The 17,118-nt window shown below is 69.0% G+C and carries 14 protein-coding genes; 2 read left to right on the top strand and 12 right to left on the bottom strand.

Features of this window, described 5'->3' with window-relative positions; all coding sequences use genetic code 11:
• The first annotated feature begins 497 nt into the window (after window positions 1–497).
• Complete coding sequence (locus AB0H49_RS31985) at window positions 498–2,849, top strand: DEAD/DEAH box helicase (RefSeq protein ID WP_357256598.1); 2,352 nt, start codon at window positions 498–500, stop codon at window positions 2,847–2,849.
• 296 nt (window positions 2,850–3,145) lie between these two features.
• Here the strand turns inward: AB0H49_RS31985 and AB0H49_RS31980 are convergent, their stop codons facing one another.
• The 7 genes from AB0H49_RS31980 to ssd form a co-directional block, all read right to left on the bottom strand.
• Window positions 3,146–3,532: an Rv3654c family TadE-like protein gene (locus AB0H49_RS31980; protein WP_357256496.1), complete on the bottom strand. Its 387-nt coding sequence runs from the start codon at window positions 3,530–3,532 to the stop codon at window positions 3,146–3,148.
• 20 nt (window positions 3,533–3,552) lie between these two features.
• A complete protein-coding gene (locus tag AB0H49_RS31975; RefSeq protein WP_357256494.1) occupies window positions 3,553–3,954 on the bottom strand; it encodes a TadE family type IV pilus minor pilin in 402 nt (133 codons plus the stop codon).
• A gap of 161 nt (window positions 3,955–4,115) precedes the next feature.
• On the bottom strand, window positions 4,116–4,358 hold the full coding sequence (locus AB0H49_RS31970) for a DUF4244 domain-containing protein (RefSeq protein ID WP_357256492.1): 243 nt from the start codon (window positions 4,356–4,358) through the stop codon (window positions 4,116–4,118).
• A gap of 420 nt (window positions 4,359–4,778) precedes the next feature.
• Window positions 4,779–5,393 carry a type II secretion system F family protein gene (locus tag AB0H49_RS31965; RefSeq protein WP_357256490.1) on the bottom strand — a complete coding sequence of 205 codons (615 nt, stop codon included), beginning with the start codon at window positions 5,391–5,393 and terminating at the stop codon, window positions 4,779–4,781.
• A gap of 234 nt (window positions 5,394–5,627) precedes the next feature.
• Complete coding sequence (locus tag AB0H49_RS31960; RefSeq protein WP_357256488.1) at window positions 5,628–6,416, bottom strand: type II secretion system F family protein; 789 nt, start codon at window positions 6,414–6,416, stop codon at window positions 5,628–5,630.
• A 112-nt stretch (window positions 6,417–6,528) separates the two neighbouring features.
• Window positions 6,529–7,716: a TadA family conjugal transfer-associated ATPase gene (locus AB0H49_RS31955; RefSeq protein WP_357256486.1), complete on the bottom strand. Its 1,188-nt coding sequence runs from the start codon at window positions 7,714–7,716 to the stop codon at window positions 6,529–6,531.
• Window positions 7,713–8,825, bottom strand: coding sequence for a septum site-determining protein Ssd (gene ssd, locus AB0H49_RS31950; protein WP_357256484.1), 1,113 nt, complete (start codon window positions 8,823–8,825; stop codon window positions 7,713–7,715). Before ssd ends, AB0H49_RS31955 begins: the two co-directional genes overlap by 4 nt.
• Before the next feature lie 427 nt (window positions 8,826–9,252).
• Between ssd and AB0H49_RS31945 the strand changes: the two genes are divergently transcribed.
• Window positions 9,253–10,062, top strand: coding sequence for an HAD-IB family hydrolase (locus AB0H49_RS31945; protein WP_357256596.1), 810 nt, complete (start codon window positions 9,253–9,255; stop codon window positions 10,060–10,062).
• A gap of 619 nt (window positions 10,063–10,681) precedes the next feature.
• On the opposite strand, the gene AB0H49_RS31940 is transcribed toward AB0H49_RS31945, so the two are convergent.
• From AB0H49_RS31940 to AB0H49_RS31920, 5 genes are read right to left on the bottom strand one after another with little or no spacing between them, the layout of a single operon-like run.
• Entirely contained in the window at window positions 10,682–11,428 is a 747-nt protein-coding gene (locus AB0H49_RS31940; protein ID WP_357256482.1) for an oxidoreductase, read from the bottom strand.
• A gap of 28 nt (window positions 11,429–11,456) precedes the next feature.
• Window positions 11,457–13,130: an ABC transporter ATP-binding protein gene (locus tag AB0H49_RS31935; RefSeq protein ID WP_357256480.1), complete on the bottom strand. Its 1,674-nt coding sequence runs from the start codon at window positions 13,128–13,130 to the stop codon at window positions 11,457–11,459.
• An 8-nt stretch (window positions 13,131–13,138) separates the two neighbouring features.
• Window positions 13,139–14,092, bottom strand: a complete 954-nt coding sequence (locus AB0H49_RS31930; RefSeq protein ID WP_357256478.1) for an ABC transporter permease — start codon at window positions 14,090–14,092, stop codon at window positions 13,139–13,141.
• On the bottom strand, window positions 14,085–15,011 hold the full coding sequence (locus tag AB0H49_RS31925; RefSeq protein ID WP_355000516.1) for an ABC transporter permease: 927 nt from the start codon (window positions 15,009–15,011) through the stop codon (window positions 14,085–14,087). The genes AB0H49_RS31930 and AB0H49_RS31925 overlap by 8 nt, the downstream gene beginning before the upstream one ends.
• A 60-nt stretch (window positions 15,012–15,071) precedes the next feature.
• Window positions 15,072–16,679, bottom strand: coding sequence for an ABC transporter substrate-binding protein (locus tag AB0H49_RS31920; protein ID WP_357256476.1), 1,608 nt, complete (start codon window positions 16,677–16,679; stop codon window positions 15,072–15,074).
• Window positions 16,680–17,118 lie beyond the last annotated feature (439 nt).

Here is a 17,118-nt window from a genome sequence, read left to right as displayed (position 1 = left end):
TGTTCCTTCTCTTTTCTTACCGGAACGGCGGACAACTGGGTTCGTCCACCGGGTCCGTTCCGACCGCTGTACTCTTGGTTCCCCCTGCAGGAAAGCACCAAGCACACCGTTCGCAACATCGATCCTGCTGACGGTTTGGACTTTGGATCCGTCCCTCGAACACAGAAGCTTGCGACCAGGAACTAGTGAACCATGTCTTCGAGCAATTCAACAGTCGAGTTACCGACAATTTGCAAAAAAGTTGATCTTGCGAATGTGCAGGTGAGGGACACAATGCTCGAATCCGTACTTCAGGTTCGTTTGCCCCTGGATAACCGGGACAGCATCTGGCAAACCAGATGTGATCCAGGTCGCTATTTGGTATCGAAATGGCTGGTGGAGCTTCCCACTCGCACACGTTTCACACTTTCCTCGCGTGTCGGAGCCCCGGCATCGTGAATCCGACCCATCAGGCGGCGCGGACCGAGCGCGACAGCAGCCCCGGCTACGGGCGATCGTTGCTGAATCGTGTCCAAAGCGGCGGCCTCGACGGCGATCCCCGGTTGACCCACGTCGTGGAGCTACCGGCGCGGGATGCTGGCTGCACCGAATGGCCGGATTGGGCCGCTCCGGACGTGATCGAAGCCCTCCGCGCCTGCGGAATCGACGCCCCATGGACGCATCAGACCAGGACCGCGGAGTTGGCTGCCGCTGGACGGCACGTCGTGGTCAGCACGGGGACCGCGTCCGGTAAATCCCTCGGCTATCAATTGCCGGTGTTGACGGCTCTATTGGACGACCCGAAGGCCACCGCCCTATATATCTCGCCGACCAAGGCGCTCGGCGCCGACCAGCTGCGCGCGGTCGGCGCGCTGACCCACGAGGGCCCGCTGCGGGATGTGCATCCGGCGACTTACGACGGCGACACACCCGCCGAGATCCGGCAGTGGGTCCGCGCGAACGCACGGTGGATCTTCACCAATCCGGACATGCTGCACGTCGGCATGCTGCGGTCACACCAGCGCTGGGCCCGGGTTTTCCGCAGGCTGCGGTATGTGGTCGTCGACGAATGCCATGCGTATCGGGGCGTCTTCGGCTCGCACGTCGCGCTGGTCCTGCGCAGGCTGCGGCGGATCGCGGCCCGCTACGGCGCCGATCCGGTCTTCATCCTGTGCTCGGCGACCACCGCCGAGCCAGCGGCCGCGGCGTCCCGCCTGATCGGCGCGCCCTGCGTCGCCGTGACCGAGGACGGCTCGCCGCAGGGCGCGCGCACCGTCGCGCTGTGGGAGCCGCCCCTGCTCACGACGCTGACCGGCGAAAACGGTGCGCCGGTCCGCCGCTCGGCGACGTCGGAGGCGGCACGGATCATGGCCGATCTGGTCATCGAGGGCGCGCGAACGCTGACCTTCGTCCGGTCCAGACGCGGCGCCGAACTCACCGCGATGGAAGCGCGGCGGCTGCTCACGGAGGTGGATCCGGCCCTCGCCGAGCGGATCGCCGCCTACCGCGCCGGATACCTCGCCGAAGATCGGCGCGACCTGGAGACCGCACTCTCCGACGGTTCCCTGCTCGGCGCGGCCAGCACCAACGCACTGGAACTCGGCGTGGACATAGCGGGCCTGGACGCGGTGGTGATCTCGGGTTTTCCCGGCACGGTCGCCTCCTTCTGGCAGCAGGCGGGCCGGGCGGGCCGGCGTTCCCAGGGTTCGCTGGTCGTGCTGGTGGCCAGGGACGACCCGCTCGACACCTACCTCGTCCACCATCCCGAGGCGCTGCTGGACAAGCCGGTCGAGGCCACCATCACCGACCCGCGCAATCCCTATGTATTGGGCCCGCAGCTGCTGTGCGCGGCGCTCGAGCTGCCGCTCACCGATGCCGAAGTCGAGGAACTCGGCGCCGGTGAAGTCCTCGCCGACCTCGCCGCCGAACGTCTCATCCGGCGGCGCGACGCAGGTCAGGACGGCGCCGCCCGCTGGTACGTCACCGCGGACGCGCATCCGCACGACAACGTCGACGTCCGCGGCGGCATCGGCGCGCCGGTGGCCATCGTGGACGGCGAGACCGGCAGGCTGCTCGGCACCGCCGATGCCGGGCGCGCCCCGGCGACGCTGCACCAAGGCGCCGTCCACCTGCACCAAGGCGAGACCTATGTGGTGGACGAGCTCGACATGGAGGGCGGCGTAGCGTTCGTGCACGCGGCCGAACCCGGGTGGACGACCAGCGCGCGGCAGGTCACCAATATCGCCGTCGACGCGTTCACCGAGCAGCACCGACACGGGGCCGTGACCAGCGCCTTGGCGCAGGTCACCGTAACCAGCCAGGTGATCGGCTACCTGCGCACCCTGCCCACCGGCGAGGTCCTCGACCTGGTCGAACTGGATCTGCCGCCGCAATCCCTGCCGACCCGCGCCGTTCTCTACACCGTCACACCCGCGCTCCTGGTCGCCGCCGGAATCGACCCGCGGCAGGTGCCCGGCGCACTGCACGCCGCCGAGCACGCCGCGATCGGCCTGCTGCCCCTTGTCGCGACCTGCGACCGATGGGACATCGGCGGAGTCTCGACGGCGGAGCACCCGGACACCGGCCTGCCCACCGTCTTCGTCTACGACGGCCAGCCCGGTGGGGCGGGCTTCGCCGAGCGCGGGTTCGCCCAGCTGCACCGCTGGCTCTCGGCGACGCTGTCGGCCATCGAGTCCTGCGCGTGCGCGGAGGGCTGCCCGTCGTGCGTGCAGTCGCCCAAGTGCGGCAACGGCAACCACCCGCTCGACAAGGGGGCCGCCGCGCGCCTGTTGACCGCCGTCATCGCGGAGTTGAACGACCGACCCGACGGTTCTATTCGCCCAGGTCACAGCGCGGATCTCGGTTCGTGACAGCTGCGTCCCACGAGCGTGACCGGACCGCCATCTAGGGGGTGGTTTCCGGGAGTCGGCTGCCTCCACCAGCCCTCTTCCGCCCTACCAGGCGCGGCGATGCCGCCTGGCCGAATAAAAAGGATTAGATTCAGGTTAACTGGGCTATTGCCGTGGCCTTGGACACTCGACGTGCGGATTCATAGCCAACATATTCCGCCCGGCGCGGAAAATAGATATCGCATCGTAATTATTCGAATAATCCTATTGTCTGTTCGACATCACAACAAACACCGGAGAGTGTTAGTACGTACCGGTCACTCTTCTTCTTCGACCGGCCCCGCCCGGGCGATCGCGTGCACTGTCCGCGCACCGAACAGACCCATTGGTACATTTCGCGCCACCGACACCGTGGCATCCCATCCGTCGACCCGGCACTCACTAATCCGCGCGCCCATCCGTCGCGCCACCTTCTCGCCCGCCGCGCACCCCGCTTCGACTCCTCCGTCCAAAGCCCCGGCCGCCGCCAGCGCGGCCAGATCCGCCCCCGCCTGCGCCCGATGCCGCGCCACCACCACCGCTCCCACCTGCCCGATCGACAACGCCGCCGCGATCAACCCCACCAACGCCACACACGCGAACACCGTCGCCCCGCCTGTCTCCCCTCGCCATGCCGGGCTGCTGGTGCCACCGCATCTGAGCATGGGCGATCCGGATCTCCCGTTCACCGCGTCACCTCCGGTTCCAAAGCCGCCACAGCCTCCGCGCGTAGCTCGAGGGGAACGAGGGGCGTTCGTGCGGAGACGACCGCGACGACGTGGGCGCCTTCCGTACGGAGCGAAATGGTTGCGTTCGGTGGGGCGACCTGCCTGGCGGTGATGACGGCATTGGGCCCGTCGCCACGCGCCGCCAGTCGTGCCGCCTCGCGGGCGGCGTCGACACAGCGGACCTGTGTCGACGCCGCGAGCAGTGCTCCGAGGCAGGCCATCACCGCGACAACGAGAGATCCGAGCGCGATCGCCGCCTCCACCGTGACAGCACCGCGATCGCCCGCGATCCGCGTAGATCCAAGGCGCCGCCCAACGCCCGCCGCGACAGTGGTGCGCCCCGCAGCAGCCACCGCCATAGGGGAACCTGCGGCATCCGCCATCACGGTGGAGCGCCGCACTGCGGCTGTGAAGCGCCGTACTGCATCCACCACGGTCGAACGCCGCAGGACACCGGGCGCGACGGTGAAGCGCCGCGCAGCACTCGCCATCACAGGGGAGGGCCGCGCGGCGCCCGCCGTTACACCGTGGTGTTCAAGGCGCGGTCGATGATCCTTGTCAACGCGTCGACGATCGAATCTCCGGTCACTACCCCGTAGAGCACCGCGCCGAACGCTGCCGCGGCGATCGTGCCGATGGCGTATTCCGCTGTGCTCATGCCGTCGTCGGCAGCGGCTGCCCGTACCGTGCGGAGCTGGAGTCGCGCGATCGCTTCTCGTGCGCGAGCACGCAACTGCCGGGAGGGAAACCTCGAATCCGCCATATCTACTTCGGCTCTCGTCGATGCGGCATCCCGATGCCGCACGGCGACCGCGGCATTCGCAGGCACCATGTGCCGACTCGTTGGATCCGCGCGGTGCGCCGCTCTCCTTCGCGACTTCACACGCCTCCGAGCCAAGCGAACACCCGCCATGCGGGCGGCCCGCCGGATCGAACTTCCCGGCGATCTCGCCATGTCCGTCGCGGAACCACGCAGCGCGCGGACCACTTCGGCCGTCGAATCCCGTGCGGCCGTGTGGGCGCGAGCGCACCATTCGGCCAGCAGCGGGCCGCCGACTCGTCGCGGCGCGCGAGCCGTCGGTTTGTCGATTCGCACCGGCTTCCCCTTTCCCTTCGGCCCGCGCGGCCCCTCCGCGCGGGTAAGACTGCTGCGGCCGTGCGCCATCGGCGAGGCGGTGCCCATTCATAGGAGACCGCCATCCAAGACCCGCCCCGCCAGGCCGATCACCACGGGCACGATGCCCAGGCAGAGGAACGCGGGCAGGAAGCACAGGCCGAGCGGACCGCCGATCAGCACGCCGGCGCGTTCCGCTCGGGCCGCCGCCACATCCTCGACCGCGCCGCGGTGCTGATCGGCGAGTTCTCCCACGGCCACCGCCAGCGACGCGCCAGAGCGCGCCGAACGTCGTGCCATCCGGGCCAGCGAATCGATCTCGGCCGAGCCCGGCCGCCCCGCCGCTTCCCGCGCCGCGCGCTCCCACGCGGCGCTCGGCTCCGATCCGAGCGCCAGCAGGTCCGCGGCGGTGCACAGCGCCGCACCGACCGACCACGGCGCTCCACTCGCCACAGCTCGCGCCGCACCCGCCATCGGCAGACCCGCGCGCAGACATGCGGCAAGCAGATCGAACACCGAGGCGATATCGAGCGGGTCGCCCGCGCTCAGCTTCTCCGGTTTCGTATTCGTCGCGCCTGCGACCGGCGCCAGCAGCCGCAGTCGCCGATTGGGACCGACGCGCCCCGGCCACAGCGCGAAGGCTCCGGCCAGCGCCAGAGTCGCGACGCCCGTCTCGATCGTCATGCCGAATCCCCTTCCGCAGCAATGAATTCGCGAGCACCGGACGACCGCTCGCGGTTCCGGACAACCACTGCGGACCGGCCCCGACTTCGCCCAGGCAACGGCGGCTCGATCGTCCGCAGAAGGCGGTTCTCGTTGTGGCGAGGGCACACATCCGCGCCAGTACCGGCGACGGGACCACTGGCGACGTCGCCGATGGAAAACCGCCCCGGCGGCTCCGAGGAACACCGCGCCCTTTCACACCAGCACCTTTCGCGTGATCGCATCGCTCCACAGCAGTCCCGCACAGGCCAGGCCCACGCCGAGTGGAAGCAACAGGCCTCCCGCCGAGGAGGCGAAGAGGACCCGCAGTGGATCGGCGCCCATGAGCTGCCCCAAGGCCAATCCGAGCAGCGGGAGCGTGGACAGAACCGTGGCCGTGGCGCGAGCACCCGCGAGAGCGGCGGTCGCGCGGGCACGAAAACGGATGCGTCCCCGCAGGTCTGCGCGGGCGGCCGTCAGAAGCTCGGCGAGCGCCAGACCGTGGTCTTCGGCGATCCGCCATGCGTCGGCGATGCGAGCGAGTTCGGCTTCGACGACGGCACCCGAGTCGCGCAGGCCGTCGGCGCCGGAACCACCCAGCTTGCTGCGGGCGGCGCTGACCGCGAAGGCGTGGGCCGCCGCGCCGCGCGATTCCTGAGCGGCGACGTCCGCGGCCGTGCTCGGGTGCGCGCCGACTCGCAGCTCGCCGATGACCGCCCCGAGCGCGTCGAGAAGGTGGGCACACTCCTCCGCACGGTGACGGTCGCCGCGAGCCCGCCGCCTACGCAGCCCCACGGTGGCCGCCAGCAGCGCGGCGGCGAGGAAGGTCCCGACGCCCAGCAGCGCGGTGGATACCACACCCAGAATCACCGAGACCCGAACAACCTTGCTGTAGTTCAAAATTCGCGCGCCCTCCAACGAGAACAGTCCGCGAAACCGTCGTCTCGCACCCGCATTGGGCAAGAGCAGAGCCGCGAGCGCCAGGCACAACATCGCCGCTGTCATCGCCGACTCCATCCCATCAGGAGGTCCGCCCGGGCGGCCCCGGCCAGCACTGCCGCCGGGTCCGCGCACCCCTGTTGCGCAAGCCGCTCGCCCACCCACGACATCGGTCTGTTCATCGCCCGACCCGTTCCGCCAGAAGACTTTCCAACGCTCCCGCCCCCGGCACCGCTCCACCGTCTGCCCGCCAAGCCGCGATGATCCGCACCTTCCCGCTCTCCGCACGATCGAGCACACCGACCTCTCGCAGTCCACGCGAACCGTCCGCCCGGCGCTCCACGTGCAGCACCACCTGGACCGCGGCGGCGAGCTGGCTGTGCAGTGCGGCGCTGCCCATGCCGCCGAGCGCCGCCAGGGCTTCCAGGCGGGCGGGTACTTCGCGCGGGGAGTTCGCGTGGACGGTGCCGGCGCCGCCGTCGTGGCCGGTGTTCAACGCGGTCAGCAGGTCGACCACTTCGGCTCCGCGTACCTCGCCGACGACGATCCGGTCCGGTCGCATGCGCAGCGCCTGCCGCACCAGGTCCCGGACCGTCACCGCGCCGACGCCCTCGACGTTGGCCGTGCGCGCGACGAGGCGCACCACGTGCGGATGCGGCGGCGCGAGTTCGGCCGCGTCTTCGACGCACACGATCCGTTCCCGGGCATCGACCTTGGCGAGCAGGCCGGACAACAGTGTCGTCTTTCCCGCGCCGGTGCCGCCGACCACCAGAAACGCGAGCCGGGCCCGGATGATCCGCTCCAGCAGCGTTTTCGCCGTCGGCGGCACGGCGCCGGACGCGGCGAGCGCGTCCAACCCCTGCGTGGCGGGCCGCAGCACCCGCAGCGAGAGGCAGGTACCGCCGTGCGCGATCGGCGCGAGTACCGCGTGCAGGCGGACGCCGAACGAATCACCGAGCGCCGCTTCGCTTCCGGTCAACCTGCCGTCCACCCATGGCTGCGCGTCGTCGAGTCTGCGGCCCACCGCGAGCGCCAATCGCTGGGCCAGCCGGCGTACCGCCGCCTCGTCCTGGAACGTGATCGAGGTCTTCTCCAACCCGTACCCCCGGTCGATCCAGACCGCGTCGGGCGCTGTCACCAGCACGTCCGCCACCCGCGGGTCGTGCAGCAGGGGTTCCAGCACTCCCGCGCCCGTCATCTCGGTCTGCAACAGCCGCAACGCCCGCAGCAGGTCGGTGTCGCCGAGCACGCCGCCCGCTTCGGCTCGAATGGCCGCCGCCACGGCCGCCGGTTCCGGCGCGCCGGGCGCACCCGCCAGCCGTTCTCGCACGCGATCCAGCAGCTCGGCCGTGACGAGCGCGCTCACCGTCCGCTCCGCACCGTCGGCGTACCGAGCACGGCCAGCACGGCGTCGGCAGCGTCCTTGAGCGGTCCGCGCCGCGGCGTGGGGAGACCGCCACGTTCCAATCGGCCCGCAAGACCCCCTTGGGCGCGCACGGCCGCGAGCAGGGGCAGATCGAGCACCTCGGCCACCTCTGCCCCGCGCAGACCGCCCGGCGCTGGGCCTCGAACCACCAATCCCTGGTTGGGATTTCGCCGTCCGATGTACGCCGCGACGGACTCCGCGGCCGCCACCGCCCGCAGTGTCGCCTGCACGACCAACACCACCAGATCCGCGCGGTCGAGCATCTGCTCCGCGTGCGCGCCGCGCTCGCCGGAAATGTCGCAAATCACGAGATCGCCTGCGGCACGGCCTGCTTCGATCACCGCGCGCACCGCACCGGCGCCGATGCGGCTCGGCAATCTACCGGCACCGCCGCGGCCGCAGGACAACACGCTGAGCCCCGGCGCCGCCCTCGGCAGTGCGTTGTGCAGTGCCGAGGCCGCGACCCTGCCGTCTTCGACGACCAAGTCCGGCCAGCGGGGACCCATACCTGTCTCTATGCCCAACAGCAGGTCGAGACCGCCGCCGAAGGGCGCCCCGTCGACGAGCACCACGTCGTGCCGGAACCCTTCGGCGGCGGCTCGCAGGGCGGTCGCTGCGGCGAGAACCGAGGCGCCCGCGCCGCCGGATCCGCTCGCAAACGCCACCGCGATGCCGTCGGAAGCGCGCCGCTCGCCGTGCTCAGCAAACTTCTCGACAAGTCCCTCGGCGGACGCGGGCAGGGCGATGACGCGCTCGGCTCCGATCGCCGCCGCGGCCTGCCAATCGGACAGTTCGGGCTCCCCTTCGGTCACCAGAACGACGCCCACCCGCCGGGCGCAACCGGCCGCCGCGCACGAGCGCGCACCCACTGTGTCGAGGATCACCAGGGGCGTTCCGGACCAGACATGCCTGCCCACCGGCGGCTCACGCTCGTCCAGCTGGCGTTCCGCTGCCGCCGCCACCCGGCGGACCTCGTCGCGTAACCGGACATCCCGGATGAGCACGAGCGCGGGCGATATGCAGGCGGTCTGCGCGGCGTCGGTATCCATGCAGGTCAGCGTGGTGCAATTGGCGACACACCAGAAGACCCGAGATGCCGAATGTGGATAACTCCGCCGCTGTGGACAACCGCCGAGCCAGCGAAGAGGGGAATCCGTCCCCGAAATAGAGGACGGCCCCAGCCGGGGGGGGAGGAGGCTGGGGCCGTCGGGTTCAGCCCCGGGGGGTCGGGCTGAACGCGCCTGGACCATGTCCAGGTGCCAGCAATACTACACCCAATCCCCGGCCGTCACGCAAGTCTGTCTACGAAGAACTTTGCCGTCACCGCGGCTCCGGCGTCTCCCGGGCAAACTCGTGGCCGCCTCCGGAGACCCCACCCGGCCACCGCGATTTGCATCGCGTGCATATTCTGAACGGGTGACGGCCGAGGGCGACCAGACAACCGTTCCTGACCACCAGGCGGGCGCCGCGACGACGGTGAACAGCACCCCGATCGGACGCGGGCGCGTCGCCGCGTTCTTCGATCTGGACAAGACGGTGATCGCCAAATCGAGCACCTTCGTGTTCAGCAAGCCGTTCTTCGCCCAGGGCCTGCTGAACCGCAGAGCGGTGCTGGAAAGCAGCTACGCGCACTTCTTGTTCCTGCTGTCCGGCGCCGACCACGACCAAATGGAGCGTATGCGCGAACATCTGACGAAGATGTGCGCGGGCTGGGACGTCGAACAGGTGAAATCCATTGTCGCCGAGACGCTTCACGAACTGGTCGACCCGCTGATCTACGCCGAGGCCGCCGATCTCATCGCGGACCACAAGATTCGGGGCCACGACGTGGTGATCGTCTCGGCCTCCGGCGAGGAGATGGTCGGGCCCATCGCGGAGGTGCTCGGCGCCTCGCGCACCGCGGCCACCAGGATGGTCGTCGCGGACGGCAAGTACACCGGCGAGGTCGAGTTCTACTGCTACGGCGAGGGCAAGGTCGAGGCCATCGAAAAGCTCGCCGCCACAGAGGGTTACGACCTCTCGCGCTGTTACGCCTACTCCGATTCGGTGACCGATCTGCCGATGCTGAGCGCCGTCGGACATCCGACGGCGGTGAACCCGGATCGCAATCTGCGCCGCGAGGCGGTCACGCGCGGCTGGCCGATCCTCACCTTCTCCAACCCGGTCTCGCTGTGGGCGCGGTTTCAGTCGCCGTCGTCCACCACCCTTGCCGCGACAGCGGCCGTCGGGCTCAGCGCGGTGCTGGCCGGAGCGATCAGTTACCGCCTGCTGCGCCGCCGCCGCTGATCGCCGACGGCCCGACGCTGATCATTGACTGCGGGGTCCGAACGCCCTCCGCCGCGCTGTTCGACGGGGCAGCGGAAGGCTTGCCGAAGGGGTCTGCCGACCCGATACGAGGGGTGCCCGCGACCAGGCATTTAATCACGAAACGCCGACAGACACGCCAATAATTCATTGCTTTCTCAACCCTTGAGTGAGCCCACTCACAGTGGTAGAAAGGAGGCACGGAAGGACGGAAGGCCAAGGCGGAGCCGGAAGAGAAGGTTCAGTCTCCCATCCCACCCTTCCCAGCACGGACACCAGGCACCCACGCGGAGCACGCCGCGACAAGGGCAGAAGCGTTGTGGGCCTGCGAGATTCGGATTGTCGACGGCGAAGGCCTCGCACAGGTTGCGGGGATGAACCGGCGGAGTCCGAATAGTCGCCGAGGCCGCAGAACACAACCCACCTAGCACGCTTGGTAACCCGGTAGTCCGTGCTAGCGGGCGGTGAGGTCGTCAACGACAACGCCGCCCGCTTTGATGTGCGGGGGTTCCGCACCCGCACGCGCGGACGCCTCAGCGCAGCGGCATCGAATCCCGCGCACGCGGCATCGACCAGCGCACGCGGCACCGAAGCCGAGCCGTTACCCCGCCGCCGCGTCCGCGATCGACGTCGCCTCCCTGGCGCCGTCCTCCAGCGCACCGCAGCAGAAGATCACCCATCCGCCGACCGCGTCCGGCCGACCGGTCCCGAATTCCGCGGCGGCGGCGTCGTACGCCTGCTTGCGCCGCAACCAGAACACCTCCGGCACACCCAGGCTGTGCGGGTCGAGCCCCCTTGCCACCGACACCAACCGCGAGGCCGCGCGCGCGACGATCCCGTCGGCCGTGCCGAACGGCCGCAGCGCGAGCAACTCGCCGTGCACCACCGCCGCGACGACGGGCGCGGGCGCTTTCGTGGCCAACACCGTCTGCGCGAGCAGGTCGAGCCGCTCGGCGACGCCCGGATCCGTGCGCGGCCGCCCGAGCAGCTCCTCCTCGGAGACCAGGTCGGCGGCGGCGAGCAGGTGCAGCCGGGCGAGCGCCTGGAGTGGCGCGCGCTGCCAAGTGCCCGTGAGGTTGCGCAGGGCGTCGCCGTCGAGCGCCTGTCCGACGCGCAGCGAGCCGGCCAGGATCGGATCCCCGACCTGCCCGTCCGCGGGCAGCTCGGTGCTGCCGCCGTCGATCGCCGCCGAGGACCGCGCCGCGCGCACCGCCGCCTCGGCCGCGGTGACCGCCCAACCGCGGCGGTTCGACTTGTGCCGGTGCACCGCCGCGAGGGCATCGCGGGCGCGGTCGGCGGCGTCGCGCACGCCGGGCAGGTCGACGAGGGGCTGCAGCGGGTCGGTCACGAAAGACGAGGCTACTTGCGCGCCCGCCTCACCCCGCGAGCAGATCCCGCCCGGGGATCGCGTCGAGCAGCCTGCGCGTGTAGTCCTCGCGCGGATGGTCGAAGACCTCCTCGGCGGCCGCCGCCTCGACGACTCGGCCCTGCTGCATGACCAGCACGTCGTCGGCGATCTGGCGCACCACGGCCAAGTCGTGCGAGATGAACAGGTACGACAGGCCCAGCTCGGCCTGCAGGTCGTTGAGCAGACTCAGGATCTGCGCCTGCACGAGCACGTCCAGCGCCGACACGGCCTCGTCGCAGATCACCACTTCGGGCGACAACGCGAGCGCCCGCGCGATCGCGACCCGCTGACGCTGACCGCCGGACAGCTCGTTCGGATAGCGCCGCTGCACCGAGGCAGGCAGCGACACCTTGTCCAGCAGGTCCCGCACCGTCGCGGCGCGCTCTTTCGAAGTACCGATCTTGTGCGTGCGCAGCGGCTCCTCGATCGTGCGGTAGATCGAGTACATCGGGTCGAGCGAGCCGTACGGGTCCTGGAAGATCGCCTGCACCCGTCGGCGAAAGGCGAAGGCGCTCTTGCGATCCAGCTTCGCGACGTCGCGTCCGTCGAAGGTCACCGTGCCGGAGGTGGGCGCGAGCAGGCCGAGCACCATCTGCGCGACGGTCGACTTGCCCGAACCGGATTCGCCGACGATGGCCGTGGTGGTCCCGCGGCGCAGCCGGAAGGACACGTCGTCGACGGCGCGGAACTCCGAAGACTTCCACGGCGCCCCACCGCGGATCGGGAACACCTTCGTGAGGCGCTCGGCGACAACGACATCGGCCGTCGCGGCCGCGGCGCCCTGTTCGGCCACCTGCACCGCCTGCTCGCGGATCTCGATCCGCTCGCGCACCGCCGAGAGCCGCTGCGAAGCGAGCGAGGGCGCGGAGTTCACCAGCTTCTTGGTGTAGGCGTGCTGGGGTTCGCGCAGGATACGCAGGGCGGGACCGGATTCCACCACCCGCCCGCGATACATCACCACCAGGTGCTCGGCCCGCTCGGCGGCCAGCCCGAGATCGTGCGTGATGAGCAGGACGGCGGTGCCCAATTCGCTGGTCAGCGAATCGAGATGGTCGAGAATCTGGTGCTGCACGGTGACGTCCAGCGCGGAAGTCGGCTCGTCGGCGATCAACAGCTTCGGACGGCACGACAATCCGATCGCGATCAGTGCCCGCTGCCGCATCCCGCCGGAGAACTCGTGCGGGTACTGGTTCACCCGGCGCGCGGCATCCGGCATACCGGCTTCTTCGAGCAGTTCGACGGCCCGCTTCCCCGCCGCGGAGCCTTTGGCGATTCCGTTGGCCGCCAACGTCTCCCGCACCTGGAAGCCGACCTTCCACACCGGATTCAGATTGGACATCGGGTCCTGCGGCACCAGCCCGATACCGCGACCGCGCACTGCGACGATCTCCTTCTTCGACGCCTTGGTGAGATCCTTGCCGTCGAAGACGATCGACCCCGAGGTGACCCGGCCGGTACCGGGCAGCAGATCGATGACGGCGTGCGCCGTGGTGGTCTTCCCGGAACCCGACTCCCCGACGATCGCCACGGTCTGGCCCGGGTATACGGCGAGGCCGACGTCCTGCACGGCGGGCACCAGCCTGCCCTCGGCACTGAAAGAGACGTTCAGATCGCGGATTTCGAGCAGTGGACGGTCCGGCATCGCGGCGCTCACCTCTTCCTTGCCTTCGGATCGAGCGCGTCGCGCACCGCGTCGCCGAGCATGATGAAGCTCAGCACCGTGATGGCCAGCGCGGCGGCCGGATAGAACAGGATCGCCGAGGTGCGCAGATCGTTCTTGGCCCTGGCGATATCGCCGCCCCAGGACACGATGTCGGGCGGCAGACCGACACCGAGATACGACAGCGTCGCCTCGGCGACGATGAAGACCCCCAGCCAGATGGTGGAGACCACGATGAGCGGCCCCGCCGCGTTGGGCAGCACGTGCCGCACCAGCGTCCCCGTCCGCGAGACGCCCAACGCCTTTGCCGCCGTGACATATTCGCTGTTCTTCGCCTCGATGACCGCGCCGCGGGCGATGCGGGCCGCCTGCGGCCAGGTGAACGACGCGAGCACCAGAACGACGTTCCACATGGTGGCGGGCCGCAGCATCTGCAGCAGGACGATCGCGGCGAGCACCATCGGGATGGCGTAGAAGATCTCGGCGATGCGCGAGACGATCTCGTCGAGCACTCCGCCGAAGAACCCGGCCAGCGCGCCGAGCGTGCCGCCGATCAGCACGAACAACGCGGCCGCCCCGAGCCCGACCAGCACCGAGGCGCGCGCGCCGTAGAGGGTGCGGGTGTAGACGTCGCAGCCCTGCCGGTCGAAACCGAACGGATGCCCGGGGCGCGGGGGCGCCATGATGTCGTCGCCGAGACACCGGCGCGGGTCCTGATCGGTGAACAACCCCGGCCACAGCACGACCACCGTCACCGCCACGATCAACAGGACCGCGACGACGAAGATCGGGTTGCGCCGCAGCTGCCGCCAGGCGTCGCCCCAGATGCTCGTCGGCTCGCCCGAGGCGTCGACGCGGTCGGTGGCCAGCACCTCGACCTCGTCCGGCGGCGCGACGTAGTACTCCTGACCGGGCCGGCCCACGTCTTTCTCCAGCTCAGGCATAGCGGATCCTCGGGTCGAGTGCGGCGTAGAGCAGATCCACGACGAGGTTGGCGATCAGGAAGATCACCACCAGCACGGTCACGAACGAGACGACCGTCGGCGGCTCCACCCGCTGTATCGCCTGGTACAGCGTGCCGCCGACGCCGGGGATGTTGAAGATGCCCTCGGTGACGATGGCCCCGCCGATCAGCGCGCCGAGGTCGGCGCCGAGGAACGTGACCACCGGGATCATGGAATTGCGCAGAATGTGCACGGTCACCACGCGCCGCCTGCTCAATCCTTTGGCGGTCGCGGTGCGCACGTAGTCGGCGGACATGTTCTCCGCCACCGAGTTCCGCGTAAGCCGCAGCACATAGGCGAACGAGAGCGAACCGAGCACGATCGCGGGCAGCAGCAGCTCCGCGAAACTCGCCTTTCCGCTGACGGTCGTCGGCGCGATGCCCCACTTCACCCCGAACAGGAACTGCGCGAGGTAACCGACGACGAACACCGGCACCGCGATGATGACCAGGCTGGCCACCAACATCGTCGAATCGAACAGCTTGCCCTTGCGCAACCCCGCGATCAGGCCGAACACGATGCCGAAAACGCCTTCGATGAAAACCGCCATGAAGGCCAGCTTGATCGTGATCGGAAAGGCGCGCGCCAGCTCGTCGCGGACCGGACGGCCCGAGTAGGCAGTGCCGAAGTCGAAGGTCAGAATGCCTTTCAGATAGAGCAGGTACTGCATGAAGAACGGCTCGTCGAGGTGATATCTGGCCCGCAGCTGGGCCTCGACGGCCGGGGTGAGCGGCTTCTCACCGGCCAGCGCCTTGATCGGGTCGCCGGGGATGAGGAAGACCATCGCGTAGATGAGCAGCGTCGCGCCGAGGAACACCGGGATCATCTGGAGCAGTCGGCGCAGGATGTACCAAGCCATATTTCCTCCGGAAAGTGCCGAGCCGGGCCGACTTTCGTCGTCGGCCCGGCTCCAACGCGGCTACTTCTCGATGTTCTCGAAGTCGAACAAGCCGTTCCAGGCGAGTCGCGCGTTGCTGACGCGATCCGAATGTCCCGCCGCCGCCACGTAATTCAGTACCGGAATGTCGGCCATGTCGCGGATCAGCAGCGCCTGCGCCTGAGCGACGAGCCGGTAGGACTCCTCCTGCGACGGCGCGGCCAGCGCGGCGTCGAGCAGGCGGTCGAATTCGGGATTGTTGTAGTTGACGTTGTTGGTCTCGGAGTAGCTGTAGTACTGGGGGGTGAGGAACTGCAGCATCGTCGGATAGTCGCCCTGCCAGCCGTACCGGAACGACTTGCCGATGGTCTCGGCGTTCACCTCGTCGCGGATGTTCTTGAAGGTCGGGTAGGGCACCGCGATCGTGTCGATGCCGAGGGTGTTCTTGACGCTGTTGGCCACCGCCTCCACCCAGGCCTGATGGCCGCCGTCGGAGTTGTAGGCGATCTCGTAGCGGCCCGACCACGGCGCGATGGCGTCGGCCTGCGCCCACAGCCGCTTGGCCTCCTCCGGGTTGTACTTCAGCACCTCGGAACCGGGCAGGTTGCCGTCGAAGCCGGGCAGCGTGCTCGCGGTGAAGTCGCGGGCCGGGATGCGGGTGCCGTGGAAGATCTTCTCGCAGATCTGTTCCCGATTGATCGCCATCGAGATCGCGCGCCGGCGCAGCAGGCCCTCCTCGCCCGCGAAATGCGGGACGTTGGACTGCACGCCGATGTGCTGGTTCTGCGCGACCGGCTTGGCGATCGCGCGATCACCGAGCTCCTGCTTGTACACCGAGAGCGCGCTGGACGGAATGGTGTCGAGCGCGTCGAGGTTGCCGGATTGCAGGTCGGCGTAGGCGGTGTCGAAGGACTGGTACATCACGAACCGCAGGCCCTTGTTCTTGGCCGGACGACCGCCCTGGTAGTCCGGGTTGGGCACCAGATCGATCTTGACGTTGTGTTCCCACGCGCCCGCGTCGGCGAACTTGTACGGGCCGTTGCCGATCGGGTTCTGCCCGAACGCCTGCATATCCTCGAGCGCCGCCTCGGGCAGCGGATAGAACGGCGCGTAGCCGAGTTCGCTCTCGAAATCGATGGAGGGAGCCTTCAACTCGACGGTGAAGGTGCGGTCGTCTACCACCTTCAGACCCGACATCGTCTGCGCGGTGGGCTTTTCCGCGGACACCTCGTCGAAGCCGACGATCGGCGAGAAGACGTAGCTCTGCAGCTGCGCGTTGGTGCCGAGTGCGCCGTAGTTCCACGCGTCGACGAAGGACTTGGCCGTCACCGGCGTGCCGTCGGTGAACTTCCAGTCCGGCTCGATGGTGATTCGATAGCTCTTGCGATCGGCGGTCTCGATCGATTCGGCCATTTCGTCGTGCGCCTTGCCGTCGGCGTCGTAATACTTCAGCCCGGCGAACAGCCGATCGACCACCCGACCGCCCATGTTCTCGTTGGTGTTGGTGGGCACCAGCGGATTCTGCGGTTCGGCGCCGTTGACGGTGACGATGTCGGCATCGGCTCCGTCATCGGTGGAACATGCGGACAGTCCTAGGCTTGTGGCCAGCAAGACCGCCGCGGCGAGCGCGGTAACTCTGTGGAATCGCAACGCGTACTCCCGATTTCGAGAAGGTCGAAGGCGGCTGTGCGGCGCCCCGTGATCCTCTCCAGCGCGTACCCGCACGTCCCGCCTCGGAATGTCAGCGACGTTAGCCATCGGCGGGTGACCTTGTCATCGGATCGCCCTATGTTCGTTTCACTTGTTACCAACGCGGCAACATCGGCGAAACACCGAAACTATGTCACCGAATGCGCGCGGCCCGGCGCGTACTCCTCGGCGCGGCGTAGGTCACAGTTGGCTAGTGTCGAGGTGGGCAGAGCCGACGCGAAAGAAGAGACGTGATGACCGAAACCACCGCCGACCACCGGGACTCGTATCCGCCCAGCGCGGAATTCGCCGCCGCGGCGAACGCCGACGCCTCGCTGTACCGGGCGGCCGCCGACGATCGCGACGCGTTCTGGGCCGAGCAGGCCGAGCGACTGCACTG

It is taken from the genome of Nocardia sp. NPDC050713 (assembly GCF_040654315.1).
Taxonomy (GTDB): Bacteria; Actinomycetota; Actinomycetes; order Mycobacteriales; family Mycobacteriaceae; genus Nocardia.
The sequence above is the reverse complement of the archived record's forward strand: the minus strand, read 5'-3'. Positions and strand labels throughout refer to the sequence as shown.